Origin of the sequence: Pelotomaculum sp. FP (genome assembly GCF_004369245.1) — a bacterium.
Taxonomy (GTDB): Bacteria; Bacillota; Desulfotomaculia; order Desulfotomaculales; family Pelotomaculaceae; genus Pelotomaculum_C; species Pelotomaculum_C schinkii.
This window is the reverse complement of sequence record NZ_QFGB01000140.1, coordinates 1-1,521: the sequence shown is the minus strand read 5'-3', so window position 1 is coordinate 1,521 and position 1,521 is coordinate 1. Positions and strand designations below refer to the sequence as shown.

The window sequence follows — 1,521 nt, the reverse complement described above, 5'->3', positions numbered from 1 at the left end:
CATAGGTGTTCGGTTAACCAGAATTAGGTAACTCATAGATAATAATAAAGAAGGGAAAACCCTCAAGTCGACAGAATCAGGGAATATTCAAGTATAAATAATTTCCAGGAGGTCGCCCTGATGACTGTCAGAAAAAATGATCCAAAAGTAGTGGAAAAAGCACTAAATACACTCTTCTCATCGGAATGGATAACCGAAACATCCCAAAAATCTGGATTTATCATAAGAAACCGTAAAATTGACCCTGTTATTTTCTTCTGGACCCTAATTCTTGGATTTGGCATGAGTATGCAACAATCACTGGCCAAGTTGCGGCGGGCTTATGAAACGGCATCTGCTAAGTCCATTGTGCCATCTGCTTTTTATGACCGTTTCACACCCGGTCTGGTGGCTTTACTAAAAGCTTCTGTAGCTCATGCCCTCTCACAACAGATAGCTGAGCCAACCCGTGTACTATCTGAAAAGCTAAAAGGCTTCTCTGACTTGGTAGCTGCTGACGGCACAATTTTAAGGTTGCATGAAAAACTTGCAAAACAGTGGCCGGCCTGTCGTACAAACCACACCAAGGCGGCGGTTAAAATTCATATGGTCGCCAGTGCCCTAGTGGCAGGTCCAAGGCATGTAGCGCTATATTCTGAGCGGACACCAGAGGTTAAAACCTTAAAAATCGGCGACTGGGTCAAAGATAAAATTTTGCTGATGGACTTGGGGTTCTTTAAATACAATCTCTTTAGTCAGATTCAAGAACACGGTGGTTACTTCGTAAGCCGTTTGAAAGGAAACAGTAATCCTCTGATTGTGTCAACCCTGCGTAAGTGCCGTGGCTATTCCATTGACCTGGACGGTAAAAGAGTCCGGTTCCTGTTGGAAAGTTTGAAAAGGCAGGTTGTTGACGCTGAGGTAGAAGTAGCTTTTCGTGTCTCAGCCGCAAATCAAAAAACCTCACTAAAAGCAGAAACATACCGCCTGGTTGGTTTGATGAATCAGGAAACCAAGGAATACAACTTGTATCTGACCAATATTCCGGCAGATAGAATATCTGCCGAAGATATCGCTCTGATGTACCGGGCACGCTGGACAATCGAACTATTGTTTAAAGAGCTAAAAAGCAGCTATGCTTTGGACCAAATAAGCAGTGCCAAGCCGGAAATAATGGAAGCTCTTATCCTAACGGCAATCCTGACCTTAATCGTGAGCAGAAAAGTCTTATCAGTCATTCAATTGGCCTATCCAGAAAAGGTGAAACGGATGACAACACTCCGTTGGTCTAATGTTTTTGCAGTAGGTGCATATAGAACCTTGGAAAGTGTCTTAGTCGAAGCCGGCAGAGATCCTGATGCATTCGGGCTTTTAGAATTCTATATGGCAGAAGTGATTGATCCGAATGTTAGCAGGGAACGGTTAATTGATCCCTGGACAACATATGAACCGAAGTAAACCTCAGTTTCCACTATTGGTTAGTATAACCATATAATTATTATGACTTGTTAATTACATATTATGGTAAACCGATCACGGATG

At 42.7% G+C, this 1,521-nt stretch carries 1 protein-coding gene; it reads left to right on the top strand.

The window, feature by feature from the left end:
• Positions 1-120 precede the first annotated feature (120 nt).
• On the top strand, positions 121-1,437 hold the full coding sequence (locus Psfp_RS21060; RefSeq protein WP_134220465.1) for an IS4 family transposase: 1,317 nt from the start codon (positions 121-123) through the stop codon (positions 1,435-1,437).
• Positions 1,438-1,521: the final 84 nt, after the last annotated feature.